The 13,080-nt window shown below is 57.7% G+C and carries 14 protein-coding genes; all 14 read left to right on the top strand.

Annotation, left to right across the window (positions count from 1 at the left end):
- Positions 1-7: 7 nt before the first annotated feature.
- The 14 genes from BCM02_RS16810 (at position 8) to ruvA (ending at position 13,060) form a co-directional block, all read left to right on the top strand.
- Positions 8-1,258: an Rne/Rng family ribonuclease gene (locus tag BCM02_RS16810; protein WP_148930279.1), complete on the top strand. Its 1,251-nt coding sequence runs from the start codon at positions 8-10 to the stop codon at positions 1,256-1,258.
- A 167-nt stretch (positions 1,259-1,425) separates the two neighbouring features.
- Positions 1,426-1,737, top strand: coding sequence for a 50S ribosomal protein L21 (gene rplU / locus BCM02_RS16805; RefSeq protein WP_148930278.1), 312 nt, complete (start codon positions 1,426-1,428; stop codon positions 1,735-1,737).
- Positions 1,738-1,751: 14 nt separating this feature from the next.
- Positions 1,752-2,090: a ribosomal-processing cysteine protease Prp gene (locus tag BCM02_RS16800; RefSeq protein ID WP_148930277.1), complete on the top strand. Its 339-nt coding sequence runs from the start codon at positions 1,752-1,754 to the stop codon at positions 2,088-2,090.
- 13 nt (positions 2,091-2,103) lie between these two features.
- Positions 2,104-2,412 (top strand): 50S ribosomal protein L27, encoded by a 309-nt coding sequence (gene rpmA, locus BCM02_RS16795; RefSeq protein ID WP_148930276.1) that lies wholly within the window; start codon positions 2,104-2,106, stop codon positions 2,410-2,412.
- Positions 2,413-2,585: 173 nt separating this feature from the next.
- Positions 2,586-3,323, top strand: coding sequence for a Spo0B domain-containing protein (locus BCM02_RS16790; protein WP_148930275.1), 738 nt, complete (start codon positions 2,586-2,588; stop codon positions 3,321-3,323).
- 13 nt (positions 3,324-3,336) lie between these two features.
- Positions 3,337-4,659: a GTPase ObgE gene (gene obgE, locus BCM02_RS16785; protein WP_148930274.1), complete on the top strand. Its 1,323-nt coding sequence runs from the start codon at positions 3,337-3,339 to the stop codon at positions 4,657-4,659.
- A 220-nt stretch (positions 4,660-4,879) separates the two neighbouring features.
- Positions 4,880-5,317 (top strand): ACT domain-containing protein, encoded by a 438-nt coding sequence (locus BCM02_RS16780; protein WP_148930273.1) that lies wholly within the window; start codon positions 4,880-4,882, stop codon positions 5,315-5,317.
- A gap of 38 nt (positions 5,318-5,355) precedes the next feature.
- The gene (locus BCM02_RS16775; RefSeq protein WP_148930272.1) at positions 5,356-6,642 is read left to right on the top strand and encodes a homoserine dehydrogenase; all 1,287 of its coding nucleotides are present in this window, start codon (positions 5,356-5,358) and stop codon (positions 6,640-6,642) included.
- 27 nt (positions 6,643-6,669) lie between these two features.
- Positions 6,670-7,638, top strand: a complete 969-nt coding sequence (gene thrB / locus BCM02_RS16770) for a homoserine kinase (RefSeq protein ID WP_148930271.1) — start codon at positions 6,670-6,672, stop codon at positions 7,636-7,638.
- 5 nt (positions 7,639-7,643) lie between these two features.
- A complete protein-coding gene (pheA, locus tag BCM02_RS16765; RefSeq protein ID WP_148930270.1) occupies positions 7,644-8,519 on the top strand; it encodes a prephenate dehydratase in 876 nt (291 codons plus the stop codon).
- Between the two features lie 218 nt (positions 8,520-8,737).
- Complete coding sequence (locus BCM02_RS35310; protein ID WP_187434260.1) at positions 8,738-10,858, top strand: LysM peptidoglycan-binding domain-containing protein; 2,121 nt, start codon at positions 8,738-8,740, stop codon at positions 10,856-10,858.
- 141 nt (positions 10,859-10,999) lie between these two features.
- Entirely contained in the window at positions 11,000-11,683 is a 684-nt protein-coding gene (locus BCM02_RS16755; RefSeq protein ID WP_246183438.1) for a BofC C-terminal domain-containing protein, read from the top strand.
- A gap of 244 nt (positions 11,684-11,927) precedes the next feature.
- Positions 11,928-12,431 carry a crossover junction endodeoxyribonuclease RuvC gene (ruvC, locus tag BCM02_RS16750; protein WP_148930268.1) on the top strand — a complete coding sequence of 168 codons (504 nt, stop codon included), beginning with the start codon at positions 11,928-11,930 and terminating at the stop codon, positions 12,429-12,431.
- Complete coding sequence (gene ruvA / locus BCM02_RS16745; protein WP_148930267.1) at positions 12,428-13,060, top strand: Holliday junction branch migration protein RuvA; 633 nt, start codon at positions 12,428-12,430, stop codon at positions 13,058-13,060. Before ruvC ends, ruvA begins: the two co-directional genes overlap by 4 nt.
- The last annotated feature ends 20 nt before the right edge of the window (positions 13,061-13,080 follow it).

The following is a 13,080-nucleotide window of genomic DNA, read 5'->3' as shown; positions in this document are numbered from 1 at the left end:
GGATATCATGAAGCAAATGCTCGTGCACGGCAGTCAGGACGCGCTGCAGACGGCTATCGTGCAGAATGGTCATCTTGTCGAATTCGACATGGAGAAGGGCGATGCGACCGGCAGATTGGTCGGGAGCATCTACAAAGGGAAAGTCATGAACGTGTTGCCCGGCATGCAGGCGGCTTTCGTGGATATTGGGCTGGCCAAGAACGCGTTCTTGTATATCGACGACGTGCTGCACCCGCATCTGGAACGGCAACCTAAGGAGAAACCGCCGATAACGGACTTGCTGTCGCATGGACAGGAGTTGATCGTGCAAATCGTGAAGGAGCCGTTAGGCGGTAAAGGGGCGCGCGTCACGACGCATTACTCGCTGCCGGGTCGATTCCTGGTATACATGCCGCACGCGGATTATATCGGGGTTTCCAAGAAAGTCGGTAGCGAGAGCGAGCGGACGAGACTGCGGATGACCGGCGACGCAATCCGCGAAGAGGGTGAAGGCGTTATTCTGCGCACGGCCGCCGAAGGCGAGGCGCATGCGGCGCTGGAAGCGGACATCGCGTTGCTTCGGGAGCGCTGGCGCGATATCGAGCGTCGGACAGCCGACTGCGCGGCGCCTTGCGAGCTGCACAGGGAAGCCAGCCTACCGCAGCGGATTGTCCGCGATTTCTTGTCCGCGGAGACGGACGAGATATGGATCGACGACCGGAGGCGGTACGCGGAGATAGAGCAGCTCATGAAAGAGATGGCGCCTGCGATGCTGACCAGATTGAAGCAATACCGCCACGCAGAGCCGATGTTTGACCGGTACCGGATCAAGTCGCAGCTGAACGAGGCGTTCGAACGGAGAATCCGGCTTGGAAGCGGCGGCGATCTCGTGTGGGATACGACGGAGGCGTTGACCGTCATCGACGTCAATACGGGCAAGTATGTCGGGACAAGCGATCTGGAGGACACCGTATTCCGAACGAACATGGAAGCGGCCGAGCAGATCGCGAGATTGCTTCGTCTCCGCGATACGGGCGGGATCATCATCATCGACTTCATCGATATGGAGTTGGACAGCCATCGCGAAGAAGTGCTGAAGCGGCTCGAGACGTTAATCAAGCAGGATCGGACGAAATGCCAGGTCGTCGGATGGACGAAGCTCGGCCTGCTCGAGCTGACGCGCAAGAAGGTGCGGGAGACGGCGCATACCCAGCGCATCGAAGCGTGCAGCGCGTGCAAAGGCAAGGGGAAAGTGCCTGCCGCGCCATTGCTCACTTAGCGAATATTATGGTTGCGGCCTGGGCGCCGATTATGCTACAATATTATGGTGCGCATGAGAGCTGGTCTTTTCATCCACATATACCGCGCAGACCAGGTTATAAGCTTGCGGATTTTGATCCGCTACACCTGTATCAGGCGAGTCTTCGAGAATAAGGAGGTGCACCCATGTACGCAATTATCGAAACTGGTGGCAAGCAATACAAAGTCCAAGAGGGCGATGTGCTTTACATCGAGAAACTTGACGCAACAGAAGGCGGCAGCATCACGTTTGACCGCGTCCTCGCGGTTTCCGGCGAGAACGGTCTGGTGACAGGTACTCCGGTTGTTTCCGGCGCATCCGTAATCGCAACTGTTGAGAAGCACGGCAAAGGTCAGAAAATTATCGTCTACAAATACAAGGCGAAGAAAAACTACCGCCGTAAGCAAGGTCATCGTCAACCGTACTCCAAAGTAACGATCGGCAAAATCCAAGCTTAATCGCGGGATTTGGCATGATAACCGCTACTTTCGTCCGGTCGGCCGAGGACAACCGAATCGTTTCGTTCGCGATTTCCGGACATGCTGATTACGCGAAGCGCGGCAAGGACATAATCTGCGCAGGCGTTTCTACCGTTTCGGTAGGCACCGTGAATGCGATCGAAGAATTAACCGGCGTCGAGCTGCCGGCTTCCATGCGAAGCGGATGGCTGCAGTCGGAGATTCCGCTCCAAGCGGACGATACGGTTAACGAGCGAATCCAACTATTACTGGAATCGATGCGAGTGATGCTTGCTTCGATTGCGGTTTCCTACGGAAAATATGTTGAAGTTCGTGAACTAATCGACACATAAAGGAGGGAATACCATGTTGAAACTGAATCTTCAGCTCTTCGCCTCGAAGAAAGGCGTAGGTTCCACGAAGAACGGACGCGACTCGCACTCCAAGCGCCTTGGCGCTAAGCGCGCAGACGGCCAAACGGTAACGGGCGGCAGCATTCTCGTTCGTCAACGCGGAACGAAAATTCACCCGGGCAATAACGTGGGCATCGGTAAAGATGACACGCTGTTCGCGCTGGTGAATGGCGTCGTGAAGTTTGAACGTTGGGGACGCGACCGCAAAAAAGTGAGCGTGTATCCAATCGAAGTTGCTCCAGTTGCAGCAGCAGTGGAGTAATATCGCCCTAACCGCCCCGGTCCTGCTTGCAGGGCCGGGGTTTTTTGCCCATATCCGGGCGATGCGCGGCGAGGCGCAAATCGCACTCCGAACGACGTGCGGGAGTGAACTTTGCGCCTCGTCGTGCTATACTGTTTAAGCTAAGGAAAAGACAGGAAAGTAGGACAGTGTGCATGAGTCGCTTATCATCGATTAAGCTATATGCGGCTGCATCCGTGTTGCTACCTGCAGCAGCCGTACTGATTTGGCGGTCCGAGCATTGGCTTCTGGCCGTATTCGTAGCGTGGTCCATGCTGGCTGCGGCCGTTTGGATCAAGGCAGAACGCAAGGAACAGGAGCAGCGGCACGCGAGAATGACGCATGCGCTGCAATCGGCATCGGTGCGAACGCTTAATCATCATCGGCATGACTGGATGAACGACTTGCAAGTGCTATATGGGTACATACGGATGGGGAAGACGGATAGAATGGTGCAATATGTGGAACAAATAAGAGAAAGAATGAATGAAGAGAGTAAAATTGCCAGACTCGGCGTCCCTTCGCTGATCGCGTTCATTCAATCCTTCCGCACGCTGACGCATTCCCTCCAGCTGGATGTACGCATAGAAGGCGAACTGAACTTGACTGAACTGCCGATCGATAGCGAACGGTTTGCGGAAGCTATTATGGAGCTTATTAACTTATACCGGTTTGCCATTAAACCGTCTAGCGGAGAGGCGGCGAAGCTATCGCTTGCGTTTGAGCGCGAAGAGAAAGCGTTGCTCGTCACTTTTCGGTTAAACGGGGAATTGAACGACCCCGCCCAGTGGCAGCAGGGATGGAAACAGCGGGTCAGAGGTTCGGGTCTGTCGGCGGCCGGCGCGGAGCAAAGCCCGGCTTGCTTGCACCTGCAGGCGAAGCTCGCACATTGAACGGAGGACATACATGTTTGTAGATAAGGCCAAAGTATTTGTAAAAGGCGGCGACGGCGGCAACGGAATCGTTTCCTATCGCAGAGAGCTTTACGTCCCGAACGGAGGACCTGCGGGCGGCGACGGCGGCCGAGGCGGCGACGTCATTTTCGTCGTGGACGAAGGACTGCGCACGCTAATGGATTTTCGCTATCAGCGCCATTTTAAAGGCGAACGCGGCGAACGCGGGAAAGTAAAAGGGATGCACGGCGCGGGAGCGGAGGATATGTACGTTCGAATCCCGCCGGGCACGATTATCATTGATGAAGATACGCAGGAAGTTATCGCCGACATGACGCGCAACGGACAGAAGGTCGTCGTAGCGAAGGGCGGACGCGGCGGACGCGGGAATATGCGTTTCGCAACGGCGAAGAACCCGGCGCCGGATTTCGCCGAGAACGGCGAAGAAGGCCAGGAACGCTGGATCACGATGGAGCTGAAGGTCATGGCGGACGTCGGTCTGGTCGGCTTCCCAAGCGTGGGCAAATCGACGCTTCTTTCTGTCGTCTCCGGCGCGAAGCCGAAGATCGGCGCGTATCACTTCACGACATTGACGCCGAATCTCGGCGTCGTGGACGTGGGCGACGGCCGTTCGTTCGTCATGGCGGATTTGCCGGGCTTGATCGAAGGCGCGCATGAAGGCATCGGCCTTGGACACGAGTTTCTGCGCCACGTTGAGCGCACGCGCGTCATTTTGCACGTTATCGATATGTCGGGCTCGGAAGGACGCGACCCGTTCGAGGATTGGGTCAAGATCAACGAAGAGCTGAAGCTGTATAACCCGGTGTTGGCGGAGCGTCCGCAAATCATCGTGGCGAACAAAATGGACATGCCGGATGCCGAAGCCCAACTGGAGCTATTCAAGGAGCAGCTGAAGGAATTCGGCGGCGAGATCGAATACGACATTATGCCGGCCTCCTCGCTGACGAAGCAAGGCGTGCAGGAGCTGCTGTACAAGGCGGCCGACGTGCTGGCAACCGTACCGGAAGCGCCGCTCATCGAAGAGGTTAAAGAAGTCGCCGAGCGTAAAGTGTACACGATGGAGAAGAAGGAAGAGGATACGTTCACCGTACGCCGCGAGAACGATTGGTTCGTCGTCGAAAGTCCGGCGGTGGAGCGGATGATGAAACGGATCAACCTCAATACGTACGACGCGGTCATGCGGTTTGCGCGCACGCTGCGCAAGATGGGCGTCGACGAAGCGTTGCGTAAGATCGGCGCGAAAGACGGCGATCTCGTTCATATCGGCGAATTCTCCTTCGAGTTCTTCGAAGGCACCGATTATTTCTACGAATAAGCTCGTTGCGGCTGGTAGGCTGCTGCGCAAGGCTCCATGCACGGATGGGCCGGGCGCAGCAGCCTTTGCTTTGTCATTGATCGGGGAATTCCTGCGTTTATCGAAGCGAATATTCTGCGGGCATATCCGACTGTTTTGTCGAGGCCTATTGCCGTTGCCTCGTTTATCCGCTATAATGTCCACTATAAGTGAACAGTTGTCTTTATTGGGAGGACGAAACATGCCGGAACGCTTTTTTGTCGTCCGCGAGGATATTTTGCCCGAGGGGATCGTGAAGACGATTCACGTCAAGGAGATGCTGCAGCGCGGCGAAGCGGCTACCGTCCATGAAGCGGTGGAGCGGGCGGGACTAAGCCGCAGCGCTTTTTACAAATATAAAGACGGCGTATTTCCGCTCAATCAGCTGGACCGAGAGCGGATCGTGACCATATCGGTCGACCTGGAGCACCGCGCCGGCATTCTCTCCAAGGTGCTGGGACTTGTGGCCGGCTCGGAGGGCAACATTCTGACCATTCATCAGTCCATTCCGCTTCAGGGCTTCGCGAATGTCGTCGTGACCGTCGATACGTCGCCCATGAGCAGCACGCCGATCGAGTTGGTCGATGCGCTGCGAAAGCTGCCCGGCGTGCGCAAGGCATCAATCATCGGACAAGGATAGAGCGAGTGACAATTTTGAATCAGATGGAGGAGAACCCTATGAAACCTGTTAAAGTAGGCCTGCTTGGGCTAGGTACCGTCGGAACGGGCGTCGTTCGCATCGTGGAAGGACATCAGGAGGATTTGCAAAGCCAAGTCGGGTCTCCGATCGTGATCGAGAAAGTGCTTGTACAGAACAAAAGCAAAGCGCGCAACATTAGCGTAAGCGCGGATAAACTGACCGAAGATCCATGGGAGATCGTCAACAACCCGGAGATCGACGTCATCGTCGAAGTGATGGGCGGCATTGAGACGACAAAGACTTACATTCTCGAAGCGCTCTCGCGCGGCAAGCACATCGTCACGGCGAACAAAGATCTAATGGCGCTGCATGGTCCCGAAATTCTGGCTAAGGCGCATCAGCACGGTTGCGATGTGCTCTACGAAGCGAGCGTCGCAGGCGGCATCCCGATCATTCGGACGCTTATTGAAGGGTTCTCCTCCGATCGGATTACGAAAATCATGGGCATTGTGAACGGAACGACGAACTACATCCTGACCAAAATGAGCCAGGAAGGCGCGGACTACGCGGACGTCTTGAAAGAAGCGCAAGCGCTTGGCTATGCGGAAGCGGATCCGACCTCGGACGTGGAGGGGCTTGATGCCGCGCGCAAAATGACCATTCTCTCGACGCTTGGTTTCCGCGCGAACGTGGCGCTGGAAGATGTGGATGTCAAAGGCATCTCTTCGGTCAGCCGCGAAGACATCGCCTACGCGAAACGGCTCGGCTATGAAGTGAAGCTGCTCGGCATCGCGGAGCGCCAGGACGATTATATGAGCGTTAGCGTCCAACCGACGATGGTGAAGAAGACGCATCCGATCGCATCGGTGAACGGCGTGTTCAACGCGGTGTACGTACACGGCGAAGCGGTAGGCGAGACGATGTTCTACGGACCGGGCGCGGGCGAACTGCCAACGGCGACTTCGGTCGTGGCGGACTTGGTCGCGGTCGTGAAGAACCTGAAGCTCGGCGTGAACGGCAAGCAGCTCGGTTTGACGTACAAGGAGAAGAAGCTGAAGACCGATGAGCAGATCGCCTCCAAGTATTACCTGCTGCTTCATGTCGACGATCGCGCCGGCGTGCTGGCCCGGATTACGCAAGCGTTCGCCGAGTATGAGGTGAGCCTCGAATCGGTCGTCCAGCACCCGAACCCGAATCATCCGGAAGCCGAAATCATTATCATTACGCATGACGCCAGCAAGGCATCGGTCAACAAAGTGCTCGCCGCGTTCGAATCCATGGACGTCGTGAAAAGCGTGAAGAGCGTTTACCGCGTCGAAGGCTAGCATGGAGGATGGAAGGTGAAGCACACGATGAGCGAACGACACGTATTGGTTAGAATACCCGCCAGCACGGCGAACTTGGGACCTGGCTTCGATACGCTCGGCATGGCCTTATCCTTATATGCTTGGTTGGAGTTGTCTGTGCCCTCCGGCGGCCAGACGGTCATCGATCTGTACGGAGACGGGCTGGAAGGCGTGCCTCTGAATAAGACGAACTTGATCTATAAAGTCGCGCAGCGCGTCTTCGACGAAGCGGGCGTTCAAGTGCCGGAGCTTCATATCTCGATGTACAGCGAAATCCCGCTTACGAGGGGGCTCGGCAGCAGCGCATCCGCAATCGTCGGCGCGCTCGTGGCAGCCAATGCGCTGATCGGCAGTCCGCTGTCCGATGACCGGCTCTTCCAGATTGCGACCGAGCTCGAAGGCCACCCGGACAATGTAGGCGCTTCGCTGTTCGGCGGTATCGTTGTATCGGCATGGGACGGCGACCGCGCGGAGCATGTGCGCCTCGAGCCGCACGCGGATATGGACGTGCTGGTCGCGATCCCGGATTTCCAACTGTCCACCGAGAAGGCGCGGCACGCGCTGCCGACGGAAATTTCCATGAAGGACGCCGTTTTCAACGTTGGCGCAAGCTCCCTGCTCGTGGCCGCGTTCGCGAGCGGCAGGCTAGAGCTCATTCGTCATGCCATGCGAGACCGACTGCACCAGCCTTACCGCGCCGGGCTCATTCCGGGCATGGCGGAGATTTTGGATCGAGCCTGCGAACACGGGGCGCTCGGCGCCGCGCTTAGCGGAGCAGGACCGACGCTGCTCGCGTTAGTCGAAGCGGGGAGTCCGACCAAACGCGAGCTGGAGCGTTTTTTGCAAGAGACGCTCAGCGCACAGGGGATCAAGTCCGAATTGAGATGGCTGCGTCCGGACGCGCAAGGACCGATCGTGGCGACGAGCGAAGGTGCGCCTGCGCTGACATTCATGGACCGGATTAAAGGAGAATGAACGGCATGACGAAAATCGCACTGCTGCCGTCTGGCTCCGTGTCTGACGAGGCAGCGAGATATTTGTTCGAGGGACAGGAGGCGCGGTACGAGTACCACAAGCTGATCGCGAACGTCTTTCTGTCTACGGCGAACGGTACGACAGATTACAGCATCATTCCGATCGAGAATACGATCGAAGGCTCGGTCACGTTACATACGGATTGGCTCGTGCACGAAGTGGACTTGCCGATTCAGGCAGAGTGGGTTTACCCTTCCATTCAGAACCTCATCAGCCGCAAGGAAGAAGTGACGGATGAGGACAACAAACTTGACTACGGGCGTATCGTGAAGGTACTCAGCCACCCGGTCGCGATGGCGCAGTGCTTGCAGTATTTGCGGGAGCATCTGCCTCACGCGGAACAGGAGCACGTGAGCAGCACGGCGGAGGCCGTTCGGATCGTTCGCGACAACCCCGGTAAGGGTTGGGCGGCGATCGGGACGACCATCGCGGCTGGGAACAACGGGCTGGATATTCTAGAGCAGGGCGTGACCGATCACGACAACAATTACACGAGGTTCCTGCTCGTCGGCAACCGTCCGTTCACCGAGCGGCAATCGGACGTGCAGAAGACGAGCATTCTCGTGACGCTGCCGGAGGATTTTCCGGGCGCGCTCTCCCAGGTGCTGTCCGCATTCGCTTGGCGCCGAATCAATCTCACCCGTATCGAGTCGCGCCCAACGAAGAAGAAACTTGGAACGTATTATTTCTTTATCGACATTAACATGTCGCTCGACTCGGTGCTGCTGCCGGCGGCCATTGAAGAGATCGAGGCGCTGGGTTGCCAGGTTCGCGTGCTCGGCAGCTATCCAAGCTTTACGTATCCGATCGTCGAAGGCTAGCTGGCGTTGCATCGAGTAATGCGTTTGCTGAACCCCTTCATTGCAACGCGCGTAATCGACCACACTTATGAGAGGTTCGCCTGTTATCAGGCCGGGCCTCCATTTTTTTTTGCGCCGATAGGGAGACACTTGCCTATCTCCTGCATAGGATGTAGGGATAAACAACGGGCGCTCGCCTGTTGCGAACGTATGAGAATGCGTCAGGAGGTAAGCGTCGAGTGAAAATCCATATCGTTAAAAAGGGTGACTCCCTGTACTTAATCGCAAAAAAGTACAACGTCTCGCTAGATGAGGTCGTAAAGCTGAATCCGAGCATTACGAACCCCGACGTGCTGGAGGTTGGGACGAAAGTGAAGGTTCCGACATGGAAACCGGTGCAAGTCGACGTCATGCATCAGCATGTCGTCAAGCAAGGCGATACGCTGTGGAAGCTGTCGAAGGCGTGGGGAATTCCGCTGAGCGACATGATTAAAGCCAATCCGCATCTGAAAAATCCGAACGTGCTGCTGACCGGCGAAGTCGTTAACGTGCCTAAGCCGGGCACGCCGATCGTCGTGCCGGAGAACGTGGAGCACTCCCATGGGGGGAACGGACACCATCCGCTTCATCCGCTGTCGGTCGTACATGGCGTGACGGACTTGGTGGGCAAAGTAGGCAAACTTCCGGCTGAAATACTGCCGTCGATTCCGTTCTTGGGAGGCAAAAAATCGACGGCGCCGATCGAAGGCAAGGCCAATACGGCGCCAATCGAAGGAAAAGTCGACACTGCGCCGATGCCGACGCCCGTGCCGGAACCTATTCCCGAGGAACCCCCCGTCGCGGAACTGCCAGCCGAGGAAGCGCCTGTCGCTGAGCTGCCTCCGGTCGTCGAAGAGCCGCCCGTCGCGGAGGAGCTGCCGGTCGAGATGCCGCCTGTCGTTGTCGTCGAGAAGCCTGTCGTGAAGCCGGGCTATTCGATCAACATCGAATACGAGAAAAGCACGGATTTGTTCGAACAATACGGCATTCCGGCAACGGAAGTCATGTCGCTATACGATATGCCGGCTCTGCCAGAGTCGATCCACCATACGAAACATGAGCATCACCACGGCTACGGCGTCGCGCAGCCCGTGCAAGGGGGCTATGGCTACGGCGGGCAGCCTGAGCTGTTCAGTCCTGCCGAGGAAGCCGATTGCCCACCGGGGCACGTAGGCGGCGCTAATGATCTGCCATGGGGCGCGCCAGTGCCGATCACGCCGCCGAGCCCGTATGGCGCAAGCCCATCCGATCATGGCGGCCCGGGATATGGGTATGGCGCCACGCCGGCCGGAATCGGGCCTTTCGGCTACGAACCTGCCGAAATTTCGCCGCACGTCGCGCCGCAAGCAGGCTATGGATACGGCCATGAGGCGGCGCAGACGCTACCGGCGCACCTTGGCCCGCAGGGCGGCTATGGATACGGCCATGAAGCGCCGCAGACGCTTCCTTCGCACCTTGGCCCGCAGGGCGGCTATGGATACGGCCATGAAGCGCCGCAGACGCTACCGGCGCACCTTGGCCCGCAGGGCGGCTATGGTTACGGCCATGAAGCGGCGCAGACGCTACCGGCGGACCTTGGCCACCAAGGCGGCTATGGTTACGGATATGAAGCGCCGCAGACGCTTCCTTCGCACCTTGGCCCGCAGGGCGGCTATGGTTACGGCCATGAAGCGGCGCAGACGCTACCGGCGGACCTTGGCCCGCAAGGCGGCTATGGTTACGGCTATGAAGCGGCGCAGACGCTACCGGCGGATCTTGGCCCGCAAGGCGGCTATGGTTACGGCTATGAAACGCCGCAGACGCTACCGGCGGACCTCGGCCCGCAGGGTGGCTATGGTTACGGCTACGACGCGCCGCAGGCGATGCCGGCGCACCATGCTCCTCACGGCGGCTACGGTTACGGCCCAGGGGCGCCGCAGACGCTACCGGCCAACTTCGGTCCGCAAGGCGGCTATGGCTACGGACCGGGAAGCGGTCCGCTGCACCTGAACGATTATGGCTATGGTCACGAAACGGCCGGAGTGTCGAATTATGGTCATTGGGGCGTTCCGACTTACGGGTATTCCGGTTACGGTCAAACTTCTCCCCTGCAGCAGATCGAGGCTGCCGATAAATCCGGCGACTGCGGCTGCGGCGATGGTCGGGAGAAGGAAGTCGCGTTTGACGACGAACCGGATTTGAAAATCGAGCTGCCGCATGCCGGCAAAAAAACGGTCGTTCCCCGCAAACCGGCCAAAAAGACGACGGTTCGTACCGTCCGTGCGCCGCGAGCTTCCCAGCCGAGACGTACCGGACCTAGTCTTCCTTGGATTAACCGTTAGTCCTATCGGATGAAGAGCCTGCCCGCCACTCGCGCGAGCGGGCTCTTGCCGCGACGTTTTGATTCTGCGCGCAAGCATGCATATTCCCCCAGCTGCGGAGAGACACTAGCAAAAAAGGTAAAAAGGGGTGCTTTCCGGGTGATGGAATTTAGCCTCTGGAAGCAGTTGAAGAAGCGGCTTCGCCGCAGAGGAAGACCGTCGTGGCAGCTGGGCTGCTTATGGGTCGCCGTTATCGCTTTTAGCTCAAGCTCGCAAGCCGTTCATGTCTACGCAACTGAATTGCCGAACTCCGAGACGTGGTTCGATTCGCAATCTGATCAACGCGGGACGGCCGGCGATCGGCTGCAAAGCGGGAGCGTGATCGAGATGTTATCCAATCAAGCCGGCGACCTTACGGTAGAGCTGAGGCGGGTTTATCTTTGCGGCGACGAAAGGGAGGCGCTTGGCACGATGGGGTCGCGGCAGGTGTTGGGGCTAATGCGTCGGCACCCTCAATGGACGGCGCTGCTTGAGCCCGATGGACAGGTCGTCATGGAGGAGCGGATCGACGATTTGTCGGACGCCTGCAAGAAGACCGCGACGTTCAGCATGGACAAAACCGGCCGGTTGTCGTTGTTCGATGGACCTCCGAAGAAGGAGAAGGTATTGCGCACCTTTTTTCAGCTGGACGTCAATTTCATGGAGAGCAGCCTGCCGCGAGATCAACTTGATCAATTAACGGCCGGCATCCGCGTCACGGATAAGGATGAATATAACAGCGTGCTGTCCACGTTCAGCGACTATGCGGCGGACCGCAGCGAGAAAGTCATGAAGCGAACCTATTGAATAAGCGCGCAGGGAGGGGCGGACGAAGCCCCTCCCTTTTCGAATTATCGGAAAGTATAAGTTTCACACTTGTTCAACAGCCTCTATATGTCCGGAATGAAACGCGCATCGCCGCAATAGACGGCGCAGCCGTTACACCTTGCTTAGCCGATATCGAAAGCGTGTTCTCATGAAGGCGAACATTTGCTATAATGGGGGAAGCCATTTGGGCAAGAGGATAACGCATGCGTGAGGAGAGAGCAGGTTGCGCGTATTAGGCATTGACCCGGGAATCGCGATTGTCGGGTTCGGATTCATTGATAAAATCGGCAGCAAACTCGTTCCGGTCCAGTATGGCTGCATCCAGACGGAAGCGCACACGCCGCAGGAAACGAGACTTCTTCAAGTGTACGAATCGGCGTGCGCTTTGATGGACAAGTACAAACCGGACACCGTTGCGGTCGAGAAGTTGTTCTTTAACAAGAACGTGACGACCGCTTTTTCCGTCGGGCAGGCCAGAGGCGTCATCATATTGGCCGCGGCTCAGCGCGGACTTTCGGTGTCGGAGTATACGCCGCTGCAGGTGAAGCAGGCCGTCGTCGGTTACGGCAAGGCGGAGAAGCGGCAAGTGCAGGAGATGGTGCGGATGTTCCTGAAGCTGTCGCAAATTCCGAAGCCCGACGATGTGGCCGATGCGCTGGCGGTGGCGATTTGCCATGCCCATTCGTCCGTTCTATCGCAAAAAATTAACGAGGTGACCAGGCCATGATAGATTACGTGAAAGGCCGGGTCGTCCATTGGGACGTCGAATATATCGTCGTGGACGTTCGCGATATCGGCTATCAGATTTACACGCCTAACCCGTACGCGTTCGCGAAGACAAGCGAGGCGGTGACCGTCTACACGCACCATCACGTGCGGGAAGACGCGACGCTGCTGTTCGGCTTTGAGACGCGGGAAGAGCAGAATATGTTCCGCAAGCTGCTGGAGGTTTCCGGCATCGGGCCTCGCGTCGCGCTTGGTATTCTAGCGGGCGGCAAGCCCGAAGCGGTGGCGGCGGCGATCCGTCAAGAGAATATCGCGTTCCTGACGAAGCTGCCCGGCATCGGGAAGAAGACGGCGCAGCGCATGATTTTGGACTTGAAGGACAAACTGGAAGCGCTCACCGGCGGCTTCGGGCTAACGGCGGACGGCCTTGCGTTCGATAATCCTTCTATACCGCCGGAATTGCTCGAGGGCGGCGTCGCTTGGCGCGAAGCCAAGGAAGGATTGGCGGCGCTCGGCTATACGACGGCGGAGCTGGACCGCGCATGGCATGCCATGAAGAACTCGGTCCAAGCGGACGAGAGCGTAGACGCGTTAATGAAACGCGCGCTGCAGCAGCTGTTTAAAGGTTGAGTGGGAAAGGAGAGTTGCAC

This window comes from Paenibacillus methanolicus (assembly GCF_008124765.1).
GTDB lineage: Bacteria > Bacillota > Bacilli > Paenibacillales > Paenibacillaceae > Paenibacillus_Z > Paenibacillus_Z methanolicus.
This window is presented reverse-complemented; position numbering and strand designations above follow the sequence as displayed.